The sequence below is a fragment of the Actinospica robiniae DSM 44927 genome, assembly GCF_000504285.1.
Taxonomy (GTDB): domain Bacteria; phylum Actinomycetota; class Actinomycetes; order Streptomycetales; family Catenulisporaceae; genus Actinospica; species Actinospica robiniae.
The window spans coordinates 2,685,715-2,702,951 of record NZ_KI632511.1 but is presented as its reverse complement, the minus strand read 5'-3'; the positions used below and the strand labels follow the sequence as shown (position 1 = coordinate 2,702,951).

The following is a 17,237-nucleotide window of genomic DNA, read 5'->3' as shown; positions in this document are numbered from 1 at the left end:
GTGCACGAGCTCTCGATCACCCAGAGCGTGGTGGACGCCGTCGTCGAGCGCTTCGACGGCGCGCGGATCGCCGGCGTGCGCCTGGAGATCGGCCGGCTCTCCGGGGTGCTCCCGGACGCGGTCCGCTTCTGCTTCGACGTGGCCGCGGCCGGCACCCCGGCCGAGGGCGCCCGGCTGGAGATCGACGAGCCGGCCGCCCGGGCGCGCTGCCGGGATTGCACAGACGAATTCGAACTCGAGGACCCGATCCCGCTGTGTCCCTGCGGCAGCGCCCACATCGAGGTGCTGGCCGGAGCGGAGCTGCGGATCGTGTCGGTGGAGGTGGCTGCCTAGCATGTGCGGAACCTGCGATTGCGCGGAGGGCGGGCGCGGCCCGGCCGAGCCGCACCGGCACGCGGCGACGCGGACCGAGGACCTCGAGCACCGGGTGCTGGAGAAGAACCAGCACCTCGCCGAGCAGAACCGGGACTGGCTGCGCCGGCACGGCGTGGTGCTGGTGAACCTGATGAGCTCGCCCGGTTCCGGCAAGACCAGCCTGCTCGAGCGGGCGGTGGCGGATCTGCGCGGGCAGCGGCCGATCTGCGTCATCGAGGGCGATCAGGCCACGCCGCTGGACGCCGAGCGGATCCGGTCGGCCGGCTGCCCGGCCGTGCAGATCAACACCGGGGCCGGCTGCCACCTCGACGCCTCGATGGTCGGCGACGCGGTGCGGGCGCTGGAGCCGGCCCGCGGGGCGCTGGTGTTCGTGGAGAACGTCGGCAACCTCGTCTGCCCGGCGCTGTTCGACCTCGGCGAGGACCACCGCGCGGTGGTGATGTCGGTGACCGAGGGCGTCGACAAGCCCCTGAAGTACCCGCACATGTTCGGGACCGCGGACGTGGTGCTGCTCAACAAGATGGACCTGCTGCCGTACGTGGACTTCGATCCGGTCGGCTTCCACGCCCGGGTCCGCCAGGTGAACCCGGACGCCGAGGTGCTCGAGCTCTCGGCGACCCGCGGCGACGGCCTCGAGGCCTGGTACGACTGGCTCCAGGAGCGTTCCCGTTCGATGTCCCTGCTGCAGCCGGCCGGCTTCGGTGAGACGGCCGCGGTCACCGTGCCCGCCGAGAGGCCGGCGTCGTGAGCACGGCCGCCGTGTCAGCCGGCGGAGCCTCCGGCGCCGGCTTCGACGGCGCCCGGGCCGTCGCCGACGCCGTCCTGTACGAGGGCTACCTGCTCTACCCGTACCGGCGCTCGTCCGCGAAGAACCGGATGCGCTGGCAGTTCGGCGTCCTGGCGCCCAAGCCGTGGCTGCCGGCGGACGTGCTTCAGGACACGAACGTGGCCGGTTCCGCCGACGCCTGGCGGCAGCAGACGGAGTGTCTGATCCAGGTCCGTTCGCGCGACGCCGCCACGATCACGGTGTGCGTCCGGTTCCTGCAGATGCAGCACCGCCGGGTGGAGGAGCGCACCGAGGCCGGATACGCCCCCGTCGACGCGCTGACCGTGTCAGGGGTGCGCTTCCTCACCTTCGACGAGGCGGTCCCGCGCGAGCACGAGTTCGTGGTCGGGCTCGCCGGCCTTCGCGAGGCTCCGCTGCTCGCCGAGATCGAGGTGCCGGGCGGCGAGGAGATCGAGCAGCTCGCGGACTCGGGCCGGATCGTGCGGGTCCGCCGGCCGCTGCACGCCGTGCTGAGTCTGTCGGCGACGCCGCTCGAGGCGGTCGTGCCGCTGTTCCGGCTGCGGCTCGAGGTGAGCAACGCGGCCGCTGCCCCCGGTGCGGGGGCGCCGCGGGCCGAGGCGCTCGGCGCCTCGCTGATCGCCACGCACAGCCTGCTCGGCGTGGCGGGCGGGCGCTTCGTCTCCCTGCTCGACCCGCCCGCCTGGGCCGAGGACGCGGCGAAGGGCTGCCGCAACATCCACACGTTCCCCGTGCTCGCGGGCGCCCCGGACGAGTGGGGCGTGGTGCTCTCCGCGCCGATCCTGATGGAGGATCACCCGCGGGTGAGCCCGGAGAGCCCCGGCGACCTGTTCGACGCGACCGAGATCGACGAGATCCTCTCGCTGCGCACGCTGACCCTCACCGACGAGGAGAAGAGCGAGGCGCGGGCGACCGATCCGCGTGCCGCCGCGATCATCGACCGGGTCGAGACGATGCCGCCGGAGGTGCTCGGCCGGCTGCACGGGACGATCCGGGGGCAGCGGCCCGCGGCGCCGGTGGAGGAGCGCGCCTGGTGGGAGCCAGGCGCGGACGACGCGATCGATCCCGCGACCGACCGGGTGCTGGTCGACGGCGTCCCGGTGACCAGGGGCGGCCGGGTCCGGCTCAACCCCCGCAAGCACGGCACCGACGTGCACGACATGTTCCTGATCGGCCGCACCGCGCGGGTCGAGGCCGTGCTGACCGACGTCGACGGCACCCGCTACGTGGCCGTGAGCATCGAGGACGACCCCGGCGCCGACCTGCACGGCCGCCACTATCACTTCACGCCGGAAGAGCTGACCAGGATCGAGGGCGAGCGGTGACGGCGGATCAGCCGCGCGGCGTGCTGGTCGCCGGCGTCGGCAACGTCTTCCTCGGCGACGACGGCTTCGGCGTGGCCGTGGTCCGGCACCTGGCCGGCCGCGAACTGCCGGAGGGCGTGACCGTCGCCGACTACGGCATCCGCGGCCTGCACCTGGCCTACGACCTGCTCGACGGCCGTTTCAGCACGCTGATCCTGGTGGACGCGGTGCCGGTGGACGCGCCGCCCGGCACCATCGTCGTGCTCGAGATCTATCCCGAGACCGAGGACGGCGCCGAGGCCGAAACCGAGTACTGCGTCGAGCCCCAGCCCGAGGACGGCGCCGAGGCCGAGGCCGGGCCCCGGTTCGCCGGCGTCCCGGACGCGCACGGGATGGATCCGCAGACGGTGCTCGACCTGCTGCGCACCCTCGGCGGGCTCGGGCCCGGCCGGGTCGAGCGGGTCTGCCTGGTCGGGGTCCGCCCGGCCCGGCTGGAGGAGGAGATGGGCCTGAGCGAGCCGGTCGCCTCGGCGCTGGAGCGGGCCGCCGAGGCGGTGTTCGGCCTCCTGGGTGTCGCGACGGCCGCCCCGGTCGCCCACACGTATAAATAGACGCATATTAGAGATGGAATCATTGGCGTCCGAGCACAGAGGAGAGCGGCGATGACCGCCACCGAGGCAACACACCGGCGCGAGCAGCCGCAGCGCGGCGTCGAGGAAGTCCACATCCTCTGGATCTCCGAGGGGATGAGCTGCGACGGCGACACCGTCTCGATCACCGCCTCGTCCCAGCCCGCCATCGAGGACGTGGTGGCCGGGCTGATCCCGGGCCTGCCCAAGGTGCACCTGCACAACAAGGTGCTCTCCCCGTCGCTCGGCGGCGAGGACTACCTCGCCCCGTTCCGCGCCGCCGCCCGCGGCGACCTCGACGCCCCCTTCATCCTGGTGATCGAGGGCTCCATCCCGAACGAGCGGATCAACGGCGAGGGGTACTGGACCTCCTTCGGCAACGACGAGCACACCGGCGAGCCGCTCACCCTCAACTGGTGGATCGACCACCTCGCCCCCAAGGCCTGGGCCGTGGTCACGGCCGGCACCTGCGCCGCGTACGGCGGCATCCACGCGATGGCCGGCAACCCCACCGGCTCCATGGGCCTGGCCGACTACCTCGGCTGGGACTTCCGCTCGGCCGGCTCGCTGCCGATCATCAACGTGCCCGGCTGCCCGGTCCAGCCGGAGAACTTCATGGAGACCCTCACCTGGGCGCTCTTCCACGCCGCCGGCAGCGCGCCGCCGCCCCCGCTGGACGCGCAGCTGCGGCCGCAGTGGCTCTTCGGCCGGACCGTGCACGAGGGCTGCGACCGGGCCGGGTACTACGAGCAGTCCGACTTCGCCAAGGACTACAACTCGCCCAAGTGCCAGGTGAAGGTGGGCTGCTGGGGCCCGGTGGTCAACTGCAACGTGCCCAAGCGCGGCTGGATGAACGGCGTCGGCGGCTGCCCCAACGTCGGCGGCGTCTGCATCGGCTGCACCATGCCCGGCTTCCCGGACAAGTTCATGCCGTTCCTGGACGAGCCCCCCGGCGGCGGCTTCTCCTCGATGGCCTCCAAGCCCTACGGCATGTTCGTGCGCCGGCTGCGCGGCATCACCAACCGCACGATGAACGCCGAACCCAAGTGGCGGCACAACCAGGACGCGCTGACCTCCGGCTACGACCCGCGTTGGCGCCCGAACCGCTCCACCGGCACCGCAGGCACACCGACCAAGGAGACGAACAGATGACAGCGACCCGCGAAGCGCCTTCGAGTACGGCGCCGGGCCAGCTCGTGGAGATGTCCTGGGATCCGATCACCCGGATCGTGGGCAACCTGGGCATCTACACGAAGATCGACTTCGCCAACCAGCGGGTCGCCGAGTGCCACAGCACCTCCTCGATCTTCCGCGGCTACTCGGTGTTCATGAAGGGCAAGGACCCGCGCGACGCGGGCTTCATCACCAGCCGGATCTGCGGGATCTGCGGCGACAACCACACCACCTGCTCGATCTACGCGCAGAACATGGCCTACGGCATCGCCAACCCGCCGCTGGCCGAGAACATCATCAACCTCGGCGAGGCGGCCGAGTACATCTTCGACCACACCATCTTCCAGGACAACCTGGTCTTCGCCGACTACTGCGAGGCGATGGTCAAGGACACCAACCCGAGCGTGCTCGCCCGGGCCGAGAACACCCAGGCGCCGCACGCCGCGATCCACGGCTACCGCACCATCGCCGACATCATGCGCGCCTTCAACCCGTTCGAGGGCGAGATCTACCGGGAGGCGCTGAAGGTCAGCCGGGTCACCCGGGAGATGTTCTGCCTGATGGAGGGCCGGCACGTGCACCCCTCCACGCTGTATCCCGGCGGCGTCGGCACGATGCCCAGCCCGACCCTGTTCACCGACTACCTCTCCCGGCTGATCAGCGTGCTCGACTTCATCAAGAAGTCCGTCGCGCTCAACGACGACGTGTTCGACTTCTTCTACGAGGCGCTGCCCGGGTACGAGGAGGTCGGCCGCCGCCGGGTGCTGCTCGGCTGCTGGGGCGCGTTCCAGAACCCGGAGATCGTCGACTACAAGTACGAGCACATGACCGAGTGGGGCCGGGCCATGGGCGTGACCCCCGGCATCGTCGTGGACGGCAAGCTGCTGACCACCGACCTGGTCGAGATCAACCTCGGCCTGCGGATCCTGCTGGGCAGCTCCTACTACGACGACTGGGTCAACGAGGACCCGTTCGTCACCCACGACCCGCTCGGCAACCCGGTGGACCAGCGCCACCCGTGGAACCAGACCACGCTGCCCGCGCCGGGCAAGCGCAACTTCGAGGACAAGTACAGCTGGGTGATGAGCCCGCGCTGGTACGACGGCCTGAGCGGCGAGCACCTCGCGCTCGACACCGGCGGCGGCGCGTTCGCCCGGCTCTACACCACCGCGCTGGCCGGCCTGGTCGACAGCCCGTACGTGAAGTCGACCGGCCGCAGCGTGCAGATCTCGCTGCCGCGCAGCCGGGAGCTGCCGGAGCAGACCCTCGAATGGCACATCCCGAAGTGGTCCAACGCGATCGAGCGCAACCGGGCCCGGGTCTACTTCGTCGCCTACGCCGCGGCGATGGCGGTCGGCTTCATCGAGGAGGCGCTCGGCCGGGTGCGCTCCGGCGACACCCGCACCTTCACCGACTTCGAGGTGCCCGAGGAGGCCATCGGCTGCGGCTTCCACGAGGCCGTGCGCGGCGTGCTCTCGCACCACCTCGTCATCCGCGACGGCAAGATCGCCAACTACCACCCGTACCCGCCGACGCCCTGGAACGCGAGCCCGCGGGACAGCTACGGCACCCCCGGCCCGTACGAGGACGCGGTGCAGGACATGCCGATCTTCGAGGAGAACGGGCCGGACAACTTCAAGGGCGTCGACATCATGCGCGCGGTGCGCAGCTTCGACCCCTGTCTGCCCTGCGGCGTGCACATGTACCTCGGCAAGGGCCGCACCCTGCAGAAGACGCACTCGCCGATGTTCGGCGCCAACCATGGCTGAGGCGGCGCGGCGCGATCCGGTGAGCCGCTCCCGGCTGCCGGACGAGGAGGTCCGGGCCCGGCTCGTCCGGCTCGAGGAGACGCTCGAGCTGATCGAGAAGACGCCCGGGCCGGCCGGCGAGCTGGCGTTGTCGGCGGTCGCGGAGCTCGCCCACATCTACGGCGAGGCGCTGGCCCGCGCGGTCGACCACGCCGCGGCCGCGCAGCAGCCCGAACTGCTCGACGCCCTGGTGCGCGACGAGCTGATCGACCATCTGATGGTGCTGCACGAGATCCACCCTGAGCCGCTCGAGCCCCGGGTGGAGCGGGCCATCGCGCAGCTGCGCCCGGCGATCGAGGAGCGCGGCGGGCGGATCACGCTGCGCGGCGTCGAGCACGACGTGGCCACGGTGGAGCTCACCGTCGAGGGCTGCGGCTCGACGGCCCAGGGCATGCACGACGCCGTGCGCCAGACGGTGCTCGACCTCGCGCCGGAACTGGCCGACGTCGCGGTCATCGCGAAACGCCCGCCGTCCACGGCCGCGCCCGCCTTCGTGCCGTTGACCAAGCTGACCACGCAGACGACGGGCGCGAACTCGTGACGGCCGTCGCGGCCGAGGCCACGACCGCGCTGGCGCGGGCGATCCGCCGGCCGCCGGTCCGGGACGAGGCGGAGGAGCGCTGCGACGTGTGCGGCGTCGCGCTCTCCCCGACGCATCGTCACCTGGTGGACGGGCAGAGCGGGGAGCTGCAGTGCGCCTGCCCGGCGTGCACGGTGCTCTTCCAGCGGGACGCCTCGGCGGCGGCCGGCCCGCCCGGCACGGTGGGCCGCTTCCGGCTCGTGCCCACCCGGCGCGAGCAGCTGCCCGAGCTGCCGGTGGACGAGCTCGCCGAGCTCGGCCTGCCGGTGGGTCTGGCCTTCATCGTCGCCCACCCGGACGGCACGGCGCTGGCGCACTACCCGAGCCCGGCCGGCGCCACCCGCTGGGACCTGGACGCGGCGGACTGGCGGCGCGTCACCGAGCGCTGTCCGCCGCTCGCCGCGCTGGAGCCGGAGGTGCAGGCACTGCTGCTCAACACCGCGCGCGGGCGGCACGACCACTGGATCGTCCCGATCGACGACTGCTACCGCCTGGTCGCGCTGATCCGCCGGGAGTGGCGCGGCCTGTCCGGCGGGACCGCGGTGTGGCCGGCGATCGCGGGCTTCTTCGCAGACCTCGGAGAAAGGAAGGACCATGGCTGAAATCCGCGTCGGCGAACCCGACGTAGAACCGGACGCCTCCAGCCACATCAAGGGCGTGGCCCAGGGCAACGCCAAGGGCGCGTACGACAAGGAGGTCGGTCACAACGACGACGGCACCGCGGACTCGCGCCGGTCCACCGGGGTGAACCCGAAGGCGCACAACCCCATCCTGCCGGTCATGCCGAACCTGCCCCCGGGCTGAGCGCCGGGGCGAGAGAAGGAGCGAAGCGTCATGAAGCGCCTGTTGTTCTCCATGATGGCCGTCGGCGGTCTCGCCGCGATGGTGTGGCGGGAGTACCCGACCCTCCAGCGCTATCTCAGGATCAGAGGCATGTGAGGTGCCCCTCCCGCGGGATCAGCCCTCGGGCCTGCGCTGCCGCGACGGCCGCCTGGCCCAGGCTGATCCCGCCGTCGTTCGCGGGCACCTGCCGGTGCGTCAGCACCCGCAGGCCGGCGCCTTCGAGCCGCCGCACGACGCCGGTGGTCAGCAGCACGTTCTGGAACACGCCGCCCGACAGCGCGACGGTCCGCACGCCGTTCTCCTCGCTCAGCCGCTCGCAGACCCGTGCGATCGCGTCCGCGACGCCGTGGTGGAAGCGGGCTGCGATGACGCCGGGATCGACCCCGGCCAGCACGTCCACCGCCGCCGCGCGCACGAGTTCCGCGCCGCGCAGTCTCAGCGGTTCCTCCGCTCCGGCGGGCTCGGCCACCGGTAACAGGTAGGCGCCCCGCTCATCGAGGTCGGCGATCTGTTCGAGCGCGATCGCGGCCTGGCCTTCGAAACTGATCTCGTCGCGCAGCCCGAGGAGCGCGCCGACCGCGTCGAACAGGCGGCCGGCACTCGACGTCAGCGGCGCGTTCAACCCGGCCCGCGCCAACACGACGACCTGCGTCCACCGGGCCTCGTTGCGGCGCAGTACCGCGAGTTCGACCGGCGCCCCCTCGTCACCGAACGCGGCGTCGAGGTACGCGGCGGCCATCCGCCACGGCTGCCGGATCGCCGAGGTGCCTCCCGGCATCGGCACCGGCTCGAGGTGGGCCGCGCGCCGCGCCGAGCGCAGGTCCGCGAGCAGAAACTCGCCGCCCCACAGCGTGCCGTCGGTGCCGTATCCGAGCCCGTCGAAGGCGACGCCGATCACCGGGCCGCACTCGCCGTTGTCCGCGAGGCAGGAGGCGATGTGCGCGTGATGGTGCTGCACCTCGACCCGGGTCAGCCGCTCGTCGCCCTCGGCGAGTTCGAGCGCGTACTTCGTGGACAGATACTCCGGGTGCAGGTCGTGGGCGATCACGGCGGGGTCGAGGTCGAGCAGGCGACGCAGATGAGCGATGCCCTGGTGGTAGGAGCGGAGCGTCTCGTGGTTCTCCAGATCGCCGATGTGGTGCGAGACGACGGCGCGCCGGTCCCGGGCTAGGCAGAACGTGTTCTTCAACTCGCCCCCGCACGCCAGGATCGGGCGATCGGCCGCCACCGGCAGGGTCACCGTATCCGGGACGTAGCCGCGTGACCGGCGGACCATCATCGGGCGGCCGAACAGGGGCCTGACGACGGAGTCGTCGGTGCGGGTCTGGATCGGCCGATCGTGCACAAGGAACGCGTCGGCGATGCCGGCCAGCCGCTTGGCCGCGTCCCCGTCGAGGTGCGCGATCGGCTCATCGGAGACGTTTCCACTCGTGAGGACGAGCGCCTCGCCGACTTCGCGCAGCAGCAGGTGGTGCAGCGCAGTGTACGGCAGCATCAGCGCGAGGTGCCGATTGCCCGGAGCCACTGCCGACGCCACCCGCGCCTCGGGCAGGCGATCGAGCAGCACCGCAGGACGCTGACGGCAGCTCAGACACTCCGCGCCGACCTCATCGACGCGGCACAAGGTCCGAGCCTGCGCGAGATCCGCGACCATGAGCGCGAACGGCTTCTCCTCGCGGCGCTTGCGGCGTCGGAGCTGCGCAGTCGCCTCCTCGTCCGCGGCGAGTACAGCGAGGTGGTAGCCGCCGAGCCCTTTGACCGCGAGCACGCCGCCGTCGCGCAGCAGCCGGGCGGCCGCGGCGATCGGCTCGCCCATGTCCCCGGCGCCGTCGCGCTCGAAGCGCAGCCGTGGACCGCAGGCGGGACAGCAGGTCGGCTGGGCGTGAAAGCGCCGATCCGCAGGATCGTGGTACTCGGCCGCGCAGGCTTCACACATCGGGAACCCGGCCATCGTCGTCAGCGGCCGGTCGTAGGGCACGCCTTGGACGATGGTGAAGCGCGGCCCGCAGTCGGTGCAGTTCGTGAACGGATACCGGAACCGGCGATCGGCCGGGTCCTCGACCTCGCGCAGGCAGTCCGCACAGGTCGCGGTGTCCGCCGGGATGGGCGCGGGCCGCGTTCCGCGCGCGGCGCTGGCCACGATGCTGAAGCCGGGCGTGCCGGTCGTCGGCGCGGGCGCCCATTGCACGCGCTCGACGCTGGCGAGCGCCGGGGCCTCGAGCCTCAGCCCGCTGAGGAACTGCGCCAGCCGCGGCTCGGGCCCCTCGACCTCGATGAAGACCCCGTCGACGTCGTTGCCCACCAGCCCGTCCAGCCCCAGCCGCCCGGCGAGCGCGTAGACGAACGGCCGGAAGCCGACCCCCTGCACCACGCCCTCGACCCTGACCACGCGCCGTTCCCGCTGCTCCGCCGTCATGGCGCGATTCTGCCAGCGCGCGCCCGCCGGGCCGGGCGGCGGCGCACCGGCGGCCCGGCGTGTCGGCGTGCGCGGCGGCCGGGGCTTGGGCACAGTGGCGGCATGTGTCGCTGGCTCGCGTATTCGGGCTCTCCCATGCTGCTCTCGCACGTGCTGTACACGCCGATGCACTCGATGATCGACCAGAGCCTGCACGCGAAGATGGGCGCCGAGCCGACCAACGGCGACGGCTTCGGCATCGGCTGGTACGACGACGCCGGTCCGGTCCCGGGCGTCTTCCGCAGCACCGAGCCGGCCTGGAACGACCAGAACCTGCGCGAGGTCAGCGGCCACGTCACCTCCCGGCTCTTCTTCGCGCACCTGCGCGCCGCGATCGGCTCGTCGGTGCAGCAGTCCAACTGCCACCCGTTCCGGCACGACCGGCGGCTGTGGATGCACAACGGCTTCATCGACGGCTTCCACCTGGTCAAGCGCGACCTGGTGCTGGCGATCGACGAGTCGCTCTTCCCCGAGATCGCCGGCACCACCGACTCCGAGCTGCTCTTCTACACCGCGCTCACCTTCGGGCTCGAACAGGACCCGCCCGGCGCGGTGGCCCGCGCGATCGGACTGGTGGAGCAGCTCGGCCGGGCCCGCGGCGTGGAGAACCCGTTCCAGGGCACGATCGCGACCAGCGACGGCGAGACGCTGTGGGCGTTCCGCTACTCCAGCGCCGGCCAGTCGCGGTCGCTGTTCTTCAACCGCACCGTGCCGGAACTGCGGAAGCTGTTTCCGGGCCGGGAGATCCTGCAGGAGGCGTCCGACGACGCGCGCCTCGTGGTCTCCGAGCCGATCGGCGACCTGCCCGGCGCCTGGGTCGAGATGCCCGAGTCGTGTTACGCGGTGGTGCGCGACGGTGACGACGAGCTCAGGGAGTTCTCGCCGCGCAAGCCGTAGCGAGATCCGGATGTGACCCGGCACATCTCGTATACATTACATTATTGTGATACGGTGTCAATAGATCGCAGGAATCTGGGATAGCCTGCGTCCATGAGCATCGAGCGCACTCTCTCCTACGCCGACGGGGACACCCCGCTGCGCGGATATCTGCACGTGTGCCACGCGGCGGCCGGACGGCTCCCGGGCATCCTGCTGGTGCACGGCGGCGCCGGCCTCGACGCCCACGCCCGCGAGCAGGCCGGGCGCTACGCCGACCTGGGCTACGCCGTGCTGGCCGCCGACATCTTCGGGCCGGCCGTCCCCGGCGCCGGGCGCGAGCAGACGGTGGCCGCGATCAAGGCGCTGCGCGACGACCCGGACACCCTGGTCCGGCGCGCGACCGCCGGGATCACCGCCCTGAACGAGGCCCCGGAGTCGGCGGGCTGCTTCGCCGCGGTCGGGTTCTGCTTCGGCGGCATGACCGTGCTCACCCTAGCCCGCGCCGGAGCGGACCTCGCCGCCGTGGTCAGCATGCACGGCTCGCTCGCCACCGGCCGCCCGGCGGAGCCCGGAGCGGTACGTGCCCGGGTGCTGGCCTGCCACGGCGCCCGCGACCCGCACGTCCCGATGGCCGACGTCGCCGCGTTCTCCGAGGAGATGATCAAGGCCGAGGCGGACTGGCGGCTGGCGATGTACGGCACCGCGGTGCACGGCTTCACCCACCAGCACGCGGTGCCCGGCGAGATACCGGGCGTGGACTACGACCGCACGGCCGACGAGGAGTCCTTCGAAACGGCCAGCGCGTTCCTCTCGGCCGCCACGCCGGGCATCGGCTAGCACCCGCGCTCACTGCGCCGCCTCGAACGCCGCGCCGACCGGAGTGATCACCGGCCCGGCTTGGAACAGCCCGGTGTTCGGCAGCGCGCTGGTCGCGGGCAGGCCGAACCAGGCGTAGCGCTTGACGTAGGAGAGCTTGTCGAGCATCGCCGTGGCCTGGGTCAGGAACGCCGCCTGCACCGACTCGCTCGGATACTGCTCGCCGCCGGAGAAGCTGATCAGCGCGAACTCGGTGAGCCAGATCGGCAGGTGGTACTTGGCGTAGACCGCTTCGATGTACGACTGCAGCTGTCCGGTCGCGGCGCTCGGGTCGAAGTCGGAGCCGTACCAGTGCAGCGTGATGAAGTCGACACGGTAGCCGTCCTGCCGGGCGCCGGACATGAACTGGTCCAGCCACCCGCCGGAGTCGGCGCCGCCCGCCGCGACCGCGGGGGAGCCGAGTTCCAGCCCGGTCGACTGCAGTTGCGGCCAGAGCGCGAGCGCCTGAGCCGGCGTCATGTTCGACTGGCCGCCGTTGTCCGGCTCGTTGAAGCCGAGGACGCAGCCGCAACTCGTGGTCTGCTTCGCCTGGGCGAGCGCGCCGGCGGTGACGCTGCTGCTGCCCCAGATCATCGGCACGAAGCCGGCGTGCGGGGCGGATATGCCCTGAGCGCTGGTTGACCACGTGTAGAACCAGGAGGCGCCGGACTCGGCCAGGGCCTGGTTCTGGCCGGTGAAGGTCCAGACGCCGACGCCCTTGCGTGAACTCGTCTGCGCGCTCGTCGCCGGAACGACCACGGCCGCCGCGGAGGTGCGCGCCGCTTTGCTCGGACTGGCGGACGGCGACGCCGAGGCAGCAGGGCTCGCGCTCGCCGTCACCGTGTCCGTCGGCTCGGCGGACGGGCTGGGCGAGGAGAGCCCGATCCCCGAGGCCTGCTGCGTGCCCGCCGTCGGCGTCGTCGCCGGGTGGGCGTTGGGGATCACCGCGTACGCGGCCACCGCCACGGCGACCACGGCGACGCTCGTGATCAGCGCCGGATGGCTCGACGCGAGCGACTTCGGGCCCGAGCGCCGCGGCCTGGCCCGCCGCCCGCCGTGGCCGGTGCGCGCGGGCTGCGCGACGTGGCCGCTCGCACTGCCGTGAGCAGCGGCCGCCAGCAGCGTCGGCGGCAGCGGCACCAGCGGAAGCCCGCGCAGCAGGCTCGCCACGGGCACCAGCGCGCGGTCCCGTGCCGAGCACACCGCGCAGTCGCGCACGTGCCGGGCGAAACGCTTGCGCCACAAGGGATTCGGTGTGCCGTCCCAGCCAGCCGCCAGCTCGCCGAGCGCTTCGCAGCGGCCGACGTCCCGCAGCGCGCGGACCACCGAGCGCGCGGTATCAAGCTGCTGCTTCATCCGGTGCACCCGCACCGCCGCGTGCGGCGCGGACAGGCCCAGCGCGTGGGCGAGCTCGGGCCGGGCGAGGTGCCCGCTCTCCTCCAGCCACCACAGCGAGAGCAGCTCGCGGTCCTCCGGGTCCAGCCAGCGCGTCGCCTCGGCCACGTCGCGCCGCTGCTCGGTCAGCCCGAGTCGCAGCACCGTGACGGAGGCGAAGTCCGAGTCCCGGTCGGCGTGCTCGCGCCCCGGCTCGGAACGCGTCGTGCGCGCCGTGGCCACCCGCTGCCGTGCGCCCTGGTCCCGGGCCTGGCGCAACGCGATCGCCACCAGCCAGGACCGGTAGGACTCCGGCCGCTCCAGGTCCCCGATCCGGCGCACCACCCGCAGCATCGTCTCCTGCACGACGTCGTCCACGTCCGCGTGGCCGCGCAGCGCCCGGCCCACCAGGTTGTAGACCAGCGGAAGCGACGCCGAGACCAGGGCGTCGAGCGCGCGCGGGTCGCCGGCGCGCGCGGCCGAGACGAGTTCGGGCGCGGGGTCTTCCTGCCGGACTGACATCGACATGGTTCCTCTTCCGGTCGTGGGGCGCGGTCTTCGGGCTCTCGCCCCGCTGGTGCACAGGAGACCGGCGCGTGCGCCCCAGGATTACCGAAAATCTCCGGCCAGGGCGCACGGAGGTGTGCCGGGGCGGGTGGAATCCCGTAAACGGAGAAGCGACTCCGCTTGTGTTATGCTCCGACTATCCGGAGTTCGCCTCCGCTTAGCTTCCCCTGCGGATCGGTCATCGGTGCCCGGCTCCGGCAGGTCCGGCTCCGCCATCCCCGCCGGCTTTCGGCTCTGTGATCTTCGAAGGAACCGCCATGGCCTTGGCCAACCGACGTCCGCATTACACCGTGACCTTCACCGTGCTGGTGGTCGCGGTCACCGCCTACTCGCTGCTGCAGTCGATGATCGCGCCGGTGCTGCCCACCATCCAGGGCCACCTGCACAGCTCGGAGGCCGCCACCACCTGGCTGATGACCGGCTACCTGCTCTCCGCCTCCATCGCCACGCCCATCCTCGGGCGCATCGGCGACCTGGTCGGCAAGGAGAAGATGCTGGTCGTCACGCTGATCGGGCTGACCGTCGGGTCCGCGCTGGCGGGCGTGTCGCACAGCATCGGCCTGATGATCGTGGCCCGGATCGTGCAGGGCGCCGGCGGCGCGATGCTGCCGCTCGCCTTCGGCATCGTCCGGGACGAGTTCCCGGCCGCCAAGGTGCGCGGCGCGGTGGGCGTGATCGCGGCGCTGACCGCCGTGGGCGGCGGGCTCGGCCTCGTGCTGGCCGGCCCGATCGTGAGCCACCTCGACTACCACTGGCTGTTCTGGTTCCCGATGTTCGCCACCGCCGCCGCGGCCGTAGGGGCGTTCGTCTTCGTGCCCGAGTCCCCGGTGCGCGGCAAGGGCGGGCTGAGCTGGCTCGGCGGCCTGCTGCTCTCGGCCTGGTTGGTCACCCTGCTGCTCGGGGTGAGCGACGGCTCGTCCTGGGGCTGGGGCTCGGCCGGGATCATCGGCCTGTTCGCCGCCACCGCGGTGCTGATCCCGGTGTGGATCTACGCCGAGCTGCACTCGGCCCACCCGCTGATCGACATGAAGATGATGCGCATCCCCGCGGTGTGGACCGCGAACCTGGTCGCGCTGCTGTTCGGCGTGGTGATGTACACCTGCATGACCTTCCTGCCGCAGCTGCTGCAGACCCCGAGTGCCACGGCGGGCTACGGCTTCAGCGCCGACGTGACCAAGTCGGGCCTCTACCTGCTGCCGATGACCGCCACGGTGTTCGTCGGCGGCGTGCTGGCCGGCCGGCTCGGCGAGCGCTTCGGCTCGAAGCTCGTGCTGTTCGCCGGCAGCGCGCTGAGCGTGCCGCCGTTCGTCCTGCTGGCCCTGGCGCACGACAGCAGCTGGCAGATCTACGTGGGCGTCAGCATCATCGGCCTCGGCATCGGACTGGCCTTCTCCGGGATGTCGGCCCTGGTGGTCGAGTCGGTCTCGGCCGACCAGACCGGCGTGGCCTCGGGCATGAACGCCAACATCCGCACCATCGGCGGCGCGATCGGCAGCGGGATCGGAGCCAGCCTGCTGACCTCCGGCGTCACCGCCGCCCACCCGCTGCCCGCGGACTCCGGCTACACCCACGTCTTCTGGATGCTCTCCGGTGCGGCGGTGCTGGCCGCCCTGGCTGCCATGATGGTGCCCAACGCCGCACGCCTCCGCGTCGCCGGAGATCGTGCGCCGATCGGCGAGGCCAGTGACGTGAGCGAGGGAGTAGCGGCATGAGCGAGCAGCAGGCGCCCGAATCCTCCGCCGCCAAGCCCCTTCGGCGGGACGCGGCGGAGAACCGGGAGCGCCTGCTGCGCGCCGCGTTCGACCTCTTCGCAGAACAGGGTCCGGAGGTCGGGGTGAACGAGATCGCCCGCCGCGCCGGGGTCGGCCCGGGCACCCTGTACCGCCGGTTCCCGACCAAAGAGGCGCTGATCGACGAGCTCTACGAGGTCGTCATCGACGAGATGCTCGCCGCCGTCCACCAGTCGCTGGCCGGGGACGTGCCGGGCGAGGCGCTGGAGCAGTGCCTGCGCCGCACCGGCGAGATCATGGCCGCCCACCGCGGCTGCCTCGCCCGGCTGTTCGCCACCCGCCCCGAGGGCGCCGCGGAGCGGGGGCCCGAATGGTGGGCGGCCGTGGAGGCCATGCTGGTGCGGGCGAAAGGCGCCGGCCGGGTGCGCGAGGATGTCTCGGTCCAGGACGTGCGGCTGTGCCTGATCAGCCTGCGCTGCGTGGTGGAGGAGACCGTCGCGGCCACCCCGGAGCTCTGGCGCCGCCACCTCGACCTACTGCTGGCGGGCCTGCGGCCGATGGTCGAACCCGGCTAGGTGTCGTGTCCTGTGAGGTTGGGGACGCAGCCGCCTGCCTCGGACAAAGGTGCGTACGGTGGGGCATGAGGGCCTTTCTGATCGCAGGTGCAGATGTCGCAATCCACACCAAGCCAGAGGGCCCTCAGCCATTTCAAGACCACTGAGCCGTTTAACCCCGTCACCGACCTCTGTGGTGAGTACATCTAGATCAGCCGTTCCGCCTGGATCTGAACCTCGAACAGGCCCTATAGCGGGTTGATGATCGGCTTAGCGCCCGTGGGGTGTGGTGGCTTGTCGGGTCGGGGGCGGCCGCTTCGCGTCGCCCGGTTCGTCTGACCACCCGCCCACCCGTTGCGTTGGCGGGGCGGGCTGCGGTTGCAAGATTTCGCCTCCGGCTGGGGCCTTCCCTCGGAGAGAGATGCCGGGGTTGCGTGGTCGCTGGCGTGCCGGGGCGGGCTGGTGTTCGGGGTGGTCGGGTGCCGGGGGTGTGCTATCTCCTCGGTCGGTCCCCGGAGGCAATCAGGGACCTGCCGGGAGGTCAAGCGGCGGTGGCTTTGGTTGGTGGTGGATTTTGCATGGCGCCGCTTGACCTCCCGGCAGAACCCTGATCGGGCTTCGCCTGCCCGACCGAGGAGAGAGCCCACCCCCTGGGGGAGTGGTGCGAGCTGCGCTCGGGCCGGATCCCGTCCGGTGGTCGGGTCGTGCTCGATGCGGAAGAATCCTGCATCGTCGTGGCCCTGCCATCCCGATCCTTGATCCGTGCGAGGGCATCGGCGTCTGGTTCGCACTTGCTGCTGAATCCTGCACCGCCTTGGTGCGACCGGCCTCGATCCCTGGCCTCGCGGCAGAATCCCGCAGGCCGGCCCCGTTCGATGCGGAAGGATTCAGCATCGCCCTGATCCGGTCCACCCGTGCTCACAACTGCACAGGATCGCGTGGCCCGGTCGCACCCCGAAGGGAAATCGTGCGCCGCCTTGAGCCACACTTCTGACGCCATCTGCCCAGCCACTCCGTCCATTACCCCTCCGGTCACGAGCCCTGACAACCCCGTACGTTTCCATGTTAAACGCCGCTACTGACAAAAACCGCGTATCCGGCCTTTGTCGGTTAGGGAAAATCAAGGATATTTCCGGGGAACTCGGGCGCGTTCCCCCGCGTTGAAGTAGGAGAGAAGAGGAGAACGGACCAGGACGGCGATGCAGGATTCTTCCGGATCGAGCGCGACCGGACCACCGGCCGGGACTCGGCCCGAGCGCAGCTCGCACCGGACCTCAGGGGGTGGGCTCTCTCCTCGGTCGGGCAG

At 71.7% G+C, this 17,237-nt stretch carries 16 protein-coding genes; 14 read left to right on the top strand and 2 right to left on the bottom strand.

Going from position 1 to position 17,237, the window contains the following annotated elements:
• From ACTRO_RS11575 to ACTRO_RS51390, 10 genes are read left to right on the top strand one after another with little or no spacing between them, the layout of a single operon-like run.
• Positions 1 to 333 (top strand): hydrogenase maturation nickel metallochaperone HypA/HybF, encoded by a 333-nt coding sequence (locus tag ACTRO_RS11575; RefSeq protein ID WP_034263169.1) that lies wholly within the window; start codon positions 1 to 3, stop codon positions 331 to 333.
• Between the two features lies 1 nt (position 334).
• Positions 335 to 1,123: a hydrogenase nickel incorporation protein HypB gene (gene hypB / locus ACTRO_RS11570; protein ID WP_063627972.1), complete on the top strand. Its 789-nt coding sequence runs from the start codon at positions 335 to 337 to the stop codon at positions 1,121 to 1,123.
• Entirely contained in the window at positions 1,120 to 2,505 is a 1,386-nt protein-coding gene (locus tag ACTRO_RS11565; protein WP_211244198.1) for a hypothetical protein, read from the top strand. Before hypB ends, ACTRO_RS11565 begins: the two co-directional genes overlap by 4 nt.
• Complete coding sequence (locus ACTRO_RS11560) at positions 2,502 to 3,095, top strand: hydrogenase maturation protease (protein ID WP_034263168.1); 594 nt, start codon at positions 2,502 to 2,504, stop codon at positions 3,093 to 3,095. The genes ACTRO_RS11565 and ACTRO_RS11560 overlap by 4 nt, the downstream gene beginning before the upstream one ends.
• Positions 3,096 to 3,146: 51 nt before the next feature.
• A complete protein-coding gene (locus ACTRO_RS11555) occupies positions 3,147 to 4,265 on the top strand; it encodes an NADH-quinone oxidoreductase subunit B family protein (RefSeq protein ID WP_051450668.1) in 1,119 nt (372 codons plus the stop codon).
• Entirely contained in the window at positions 4,262 to 6,055 is a 1,794-nt protein-coding gene (locus ACTRO_RS11550; protein WP_034263166.1) for a nickel-dependent hydrogenase large subunit, read from the top strand. The genes ACTRO_RS11555 and ACTRO_RS11550 overlap by 4 nt, the downstream gene beginning before the upstream one ends.
• Entirely contained in the window at positions 6,048 to 6,635 is a 588-nt protein-coding gene (locus ACTRO_RS11545) for a NifU family protein (RefSeq protein ID WP_051450667.1), read from the top strand. Before ACTRO_RS11550 ends, ACTRO_RS11545 begins: the two co-directional genes overlap by 8 nt.
• On the top strand, positions 6,632 to 7,276 hold the full coding sequence (locus ACTRO_RS11540; protein ID WP_034263164.1) for a DUF5947 family protein: 645 nt from the start codon (positions 6,632 to 6,634) through the stop codon (positions 7,274 to 7,276). The genes ACTRO_RS11545 and ACTRO_RS11540 overlap by 4 nt, the downstream gene beginning before the upstream one ends.
• Positions 7,269 to 7,478 (top strand): hypothetical protein, encoded by a 210-nt coding sequence (locus tag ACTRO_RS11535; RefSeq protein ID WP_034263163.1) that lies wholly within the window; start codon positions 7,269 to 7,271, stop codon positions 7,476 to 7,478. The genes ACTRO_RS11540 and ACTRO_RS11535 overlap by 8 nt, the downstream gene beginning before the upstream one ends.
• A gap of 30 nt (positions 7,479 to 7,508) precedes the next feature.
• Positions 7,509 to 7,613 carry a DUF6893 family small protein gene (locus ACTRO_RS51390; RefSeq protein ID WP_425394857.1) on the top strand — a complete coding sequence of 35 codons (105 nt, stop codon included), beginning with the start codon at positions 7,509 to 7,511 and terminating at the stop codon, positions 7,611 to 7,613.
• Here the strand turns inward: ACTRO_RS51390 and hypF are convergent.
• Positions 7,600 to 9,933: a carbamoyltransferase HypF gene (hypF, locus tag ACTRO_RS11530; protein WP_034263162.1), complete on the bottom strand. Its 2,334-nt coding sequence runs from the start codon at positions 9,931 to 9,933 to the stop codon at positions 7,600 to 7,602. The genes ACTRO_RS51390 and hypF overlap by 14 nt on opposite strands.
• Before the next feature lie 102 nt (positions 9,934 to 10,035).
• Between hypF and ACTRO_RS11525 the strand changes: the two genes are divergently transcribed.
• Together ACTRO_RS11525 and ACTRO_RS11520 are read left to right on the top strand one after the other, a co-directional pair.
• Positions 10,036 to 10,869, top strand: a complete 834-nt coding sequence (locus ACTRO_RS11525; protein WP_034263160.1) for a class II glutamine amidotransferase — start codon at positions 10,036 to 10,038, stop codon at positions 10,867 to 10,869.
• 93 nt (positions 10,870 to 10,962) lie between these two features.
• Positions 10,963 to 11,688 (top strand): dienelactone hydrolase family protein, encoded by a 726-nt coding sequence (locus ACTRO_RS11520; RefSeq protein WP_051450666.1) that lies wholly within the window; start codon positions 10,963 to 10,965, stop codon positions 11,686 to 11,688.
• Positions 11,689 to 11,697: 9 nt separating this feature from the next.
• On the opposite strand, the gene ACTRO_RS11515 is transcribed toward ACTRO_RS11520, so the two are convergent.
• A complete protein-coding gene (locus ACTRO_RS11515) occupies positions 11,698 to 13,608 on the bottom strand; it encodes a sigma-70 family RNA polymerase sigma factor (protein WP_211244197.1) in 1,911 nt (636 codons plus the stop codon).
• Between the two features lie 296 nt (positions 13,609 to 13,904).
• On the opposite strand from ACTRO_RS11515, the gene ACTRO_RS11510 reads away from it, so the two are divergent.
• Positions 13,905 to 15,359: an MFS transporter gene (locus ACTRO_RS11510; RefSeq protein ID WP_034263158.1), complete on the top strand. Its 1,455-nt coding sequence runs from the start codon at positions 13,905 to 13,907 to the stop codon at positions 15,357 to 15,359.
• Positions 15,356 to 15,952, top strand: a complete 597-nt coding sequence (locus ACTRO_RS11505) for a TetR/AcrR family transcriptional regulator (RefSeq protein WP_051450665.1) — start codon at positions 15,356 to 15,358, stop codon at positions 15,950 to 15,952. The genes ACTRO_RS11510 and ACTRO_RS11505 overlap by 4 nt, the downstream gene beginning before the upstream one ends.
• Positions 15,953 to 17,237: the final 1,285 nt, after the last annotated feature.

Coding starts and splice junctions, on each gene's coding strand:
- ACTRO_RS11545 (WP_051450667.1), top strand. CDS start 6,048: ATGGCTGAGGCGGCGCGGCGCGATCCGGTGAGCCGCTCCCGGCTGCCG.
- hypB (WP_063627972.1), top strand. CDS start 335: ATGTGCGGAACCTGCGATTGCGCGGAGGGCGGGCGCGGCCCGGCCGAG.
- ACTRO_RS11525 (WP_034263160.1), top strand. CDS start 10,036: ATGTGTCGCTGGCTCGCGTATTCGGGCTCTCCCATGCTGCTCTCGCAC.
- ACTRO_RS11555 (WP_051450668.1), top strand. CDS start 3,147: ATGACCGCCACCGAGGCAACACACCGGCGCGAGCAGCCGCAGCGCGGC.
- hypF (WP_034263162.1), bottom strand. CDS start 9,933: ATGACGGCGGAGCAGCGGGAACGGCGCGTGGTCAGGGTCGAGGGCGTG.
- ACTRO_RS11510 (WP_034263158.1), top strand. CDS start 13,905: ATGGCCTTGGCCAACCGACGTCCGCATTACACCGTGACCTTCACCGTG.
- ACTRO_RS11515 (WP_211244197.1), bottom strand. CDS start 13,608: ATGTCGATGTCAGTCCGGCAGGAAGACCCCGCGCCCGAACTCGTCTCG.
- ACTRO_RS11550 (WP_034263166.1), top strand. CDS start 4,262: ATGACAGCGACCCGCGAAGCGCCTTCGAGTACGGCGCCGGGCCAGCTC.
- ACTRO_RS11505 (WP_051450665.1), top strand. CDS start 15,356: ATGAGCGAGCAGCAGGCGCCCGAATCCTCCGCCGCCAAGCCCCTTCGG.
- ACTRO_RS11535 (WP_034263163.1), top strand. CDS start 7,269: ATGGCTGAAATCCGCGTCGGCGAACCCGACGTAGAACCGGACGCCTCC.
- ACTRO_RS11520 (WP_051450666.1), top strand. CDS start 10,963: ATGAGCATCGAGCGCACTCTCTCCTACGCCGACGGGGACACCCCGCTG.
- ACTRO_RS51390 (WP_425394857.1), top strand. CDS start 7,509: ATGAAGCGCCTGTTGTTCTCCATGATGGCCGTCGGCGGTCTCGCCGCG.